We start from the raw sequence: 3,509 nt of genomic DNA, 5'->3' as shown, positions 1-3,509 counted from the left end.
ATCTTCATCGTCGTCGTCGCCGGCGGACCGCGCGTCGCCGACGTGGCGCACGGTGCTGCCGCCGCGATGATCGGTACGGCGACCGCTGCGGCCGGCGGCGGAGTGCTGGTGGTCGTCGGTGTCGTGATCGCCGCGTTCGCGGTGCCGTCGTTCGTGCGCTACCGGGTCACCCACACGTCGGCCAGCCACTGAGTCCTCGCCGAACTGCTGAACAAAGCCCCTCGACTGAGCCACCCCTGAGCGTGGGCTGCGGCAGCGGGGACTCGTTTGCTCAGCAGTTCGGCGAGAGGCCGTAGGATCCGCGGGTGATCGACCCCGACGACCTTGCCGCGACCCTGCGAGTCCTCGGGCAGCTCCACACCGTGCCCGAGGACCACCCCGACCACATCGAGGTCAAGCGGGCCGCGTCGCACATGTACAAGGCGCTCAAGCGCGACCGGCGTGCCGCGAAGCGCGCCGAGGAGCTCGCCCACGACCGCGCGATCACCGAGGCCACGGCCACCGGATCCCCGCTGCGCATCGACGACGAGACCGAGGGTCTGCTGCTCACGACCCCCACCACCGGGGCGTTCGCCGGTGAGCTGATCAACCCGCGCGGGTGCTACATCTGCAAGGACGACTACACCCTCGTCGACGCGTTCTACCACTGGCTCTGCCCCACCTGCGCTGCTCGCTCGCACGCCAAGCGCGACCAGGGCACCGACCTGTCCGGTCGCCGCGCCCTGCTCACCGGCGGTCGCGCCAAGATCGGCATGTACATCGCCCTGCGGCTGCTCCGGGACGGCGCGCACCTGACGATCACCACGCGCTTCCCGCACGACGCCGTACGACGCTTCTCCTCGCTGCCCGACGCCCCCGACTGGCTCGACCGCCTCAAGATCGTCGGCATCGACCTGCGCGACCCCACCCAGGTGGTGGCCCTGGCCGACGACGTCGCCGCGGCCGGTCCGCTCGACGTGCTGATCAACAACGCCTGCCAGACCGTACGGCGATCGCCCGGCGCCTACGCGCCCCTCGTCGCCGCCGAGGACGAGCCGCTGCCCGAGGCGATCCACGGCAGGCCGCTGCCCGAGATGGTGCGCTTCGACCGGATCTCCGAGGCCCACCCGGCGGCGATCGCCGGAGCGCTGTCGCGCGAGGCCGTCGCCGCGCACGAGGGTGAGTCGCTCGACCGCGCCCGCGAGGCGCACTCCGCCGCGACCCTGACCGCGCTGGCGCTCAAGGCCGGCCACGCCTCCCTCGACGCCCACCTCGCCGGCACCGCGGTCGACGCCGGCGGATTGCTGCCGGACCTCCAGACCACCAACTCCTGGACCCAGACCGTCGACGAGGTCGACCCGATGGAGCTCCTCGAGGTGCAGCTGTGCAACTCGGTCGCGCCGTTCCTGCTGGTCTCGCGGCTCCGCCCGGCGATGGCGGCTGCGGCCGCCGCGGCGCCGTCCGGACGGGCCCACGTCGTGAACGTCTCGGCGATGGAGGGCCAGTTCTCCCGCCGCTACAAGGGCGCCGGGCACCCGCACACCAACATGGCCAAGGCCGCCCTCAACATGATGACCCGCACGTCAGCGGGCGAGATGTTCGAGACCGACCGGATCCTGATGAACGCCGTCGACACCGGCTGGATCACCGACGAGCGTCCCCACCAGGACAAGCTCCGCATCGCTGCCGAGGGCTGGCACGCCCCGCTCGACCTCGTCGACGGCGCCGCCCGCGTCTACGACCCCGTCGTGCAGGGCGAGTCCGGCGAGGACCTCCACGGCCACTTCCTCAAGGACTATCAGCCCAGTCCGTGGTGACGGGGCTGAGCCTGCGAAGCCCCGTCGATGGTCGTCGAGCAAGCGGCACGACCGAGGAACGAGGTCGTGACCCGCGTGACGAGACGCGGTGAGGCAGGAGGCAGCCGCATCCAGCCGCCAGCACCGATGGGGTTGGCACCCCGACCTACCGTCAAGTGAGTGACCCTCCCCGCGCGCACCGCCGCCCTCCTGCTGGCGACCGCGCTGTCAGCGACCGTCCTGGGCGGGTGCAGCGCGCTCACGCCGTCCGGCCGTCTGGGCGAGGCCGTGCCGGCACCCGCGGCGTCGTCCGCCCCTGATCAACGCACCCCCCAGCGCGCCCCTGAGCAGGCCGAGCAGACCGCGTGCGACGAGGTGGTCGCCGGCATCGAGGCCTTCAACCGCGGCGACTTCGAGGAGACCGTCAACCGCTTCGAGCGGGCGCTCCCGCTCGCGCAGGCCGAGGACGACGCCGCCGGCACCCGGCTGACCGCGGGGCTCCTGGAGGCGGTGGAGTACTACGCCGCCCTGCCGCCGGGCGACTACCTCGCGGCCTCGGTCGGCTCCCCCGACTTCGCTCGCTACAAGGCGATCACGCTCGGGCTCTGCGGCTCCGGCCAGCCGCAGCTTCCCGGCAACGGCGGCGGGGACGGCGGGGGCATCCAGGCCTGACCTGCGCCGTGGTCCCTAGGCCTCGGCCGGGCGCAGGCGCACCAGCCGTGCGGCCAACCCGTCGCGCCGGTGGGCGTTGCCGTGGAGGTCGACGAAGCGGTCGCCGTAGATCCACAGCAGCGCGTCGTCCAGCCGTCGTACGGCGCCCGGCGGGTGGCGGTAGTCCATCCGTTCGGCGATGGCGGCCTCGTCGACCTCACGCAGGACCTCGGCCAGCTCGTCGAGCGAGGTGATGCCCAGCTCGAGCAGCAGCCCGGAGATCCAGCCGTAGTGCTCGGTGCGCGACCACCCGGCCTGGGAGTACTGCCCGGCCAGGAAGGCCGCCAGCTCGCGCGGGTCGATGCGCGGGTCGTCGTCGGTGCTGACCCGCACCTCGGGCGCCACCCCGCGCAGCCGCTCACGGATCTGGGAGAACTCGGGGTCGGCGAGCTCGAGCAGTCCCGCGGCCAGCGCGAAGCGACGGTCGAACTCGCGTGCGTGCTCGGCCGGCACCGTGCCCTTGTAGCGGATGTCGTGCTCGAACTCGGCCCAGGCGTGCTGCAGCACCGTGCGCACCTGCACCTGCGCGGCCCGCTCCCGGAGGTGCTCGAAGTCGGGGTGCGACTCGCGCGCCGGGTCGAGGGCGATCATCAGGTGGCGACTGGCGTAGCCGAAACGGCCCTCGTCGGCCGTCTCCTGGCCCATGTCGCGGTCGTCCTGCACGATCACCTGCTCGCCGAGCAGGTCGGCGACGGCGTCGACGTCGTCCTCGACGTAGGTGATCACGCGGACGCCGAGCTGGTCGGTGATCTGCTGGAGCGGGTCGGCGTAGGCCGGCACCCCGGCGATCATCCGCTCGGCCTTCTCGGCGAACGACGCGACCGACTTGGTGCGCCCCGTCACCGACAGGTAGTTGATGCCGGCCTCGTCGAGGATCCCCTGCACCAGCGCGACGGCCTCACGCCCGGCGAGCGTGAGGTCGGGGTGGTCGGCGGCATAGGTGCGCACGGCGTCACGCACCAGGTCGGTGCGGGTGGGGGCGGTGCCGAGCCGCGGGGTGACGATGTAGCCGGTGTCGAGGTC

General features: G+C 72.6%; 3 protein-coding genes and 1 pseudogene. 3 read left to right on the top strand and 1 reads right to left on the bottom strand.

The window, feature by feature from the left end:
• From VOI19_RS16450 to VOI19_RS16440, 3 genes and pseudogenes are all read left to right on the top strand, one after another.
• A pseudogene (locus tag VOI19_RS16450) lies at positions 1 to 192 on the top strand (MFS transporter); the annotation flags it as partial.
• Between the two features lie 113 nt (positions 193 to 305).
• Positions 306 to 1,796 carry an SDR family NAD(P)-dependent oxidoreductase gene (locus VOI19_RS16445; protein WP_323794044.1) on the top strand — a complete coding sequence of 497 codons (1,491 nt, stop codon included), beginning with the start codon at positions 306 to 308 and terminating at the stop codon, positions 1,794 to 1,796.
• Positions 1,797 to 1,955: 159 nt separating this feature from the next.
• Positions 1,956 to 2,447, top strand: coding sequence for a hypothetical protein (locus VOI19_RS16440; RefSeq protein WP_323794043.1), 492 nt, complete (start codon positions 1,956 to 1,958; stop codon positions 2,445 to 2,447).
• Positions 2,448 to 2,462: 15 nt separating this feature from the next.
• Here VOI19_RS16440 and VOI19_RS16435 read toward each other — a convergent pair.
• A partial coding sequence (locus tag VOI19_RS16435) for a GTP pyrophosphokinase (protein ID WP_416366392.1) occupies positions 2,463 to 3,509 on the bottom strand: 1,047 nt, incomplete at its 5' end.

It is taken from the genome of Nocardioides sp. (assembly GCF_034670285.1).
In the GTDB taxonomy this organism is placed as follows: Bacteria; Actinomycetota; Actinomycetes; order Propionibacteriales; family Nocardioidaceae; genus Nocardioides.
This window is presented reverse-complemented; position numbering and strand designations above follow the sequence as displayed.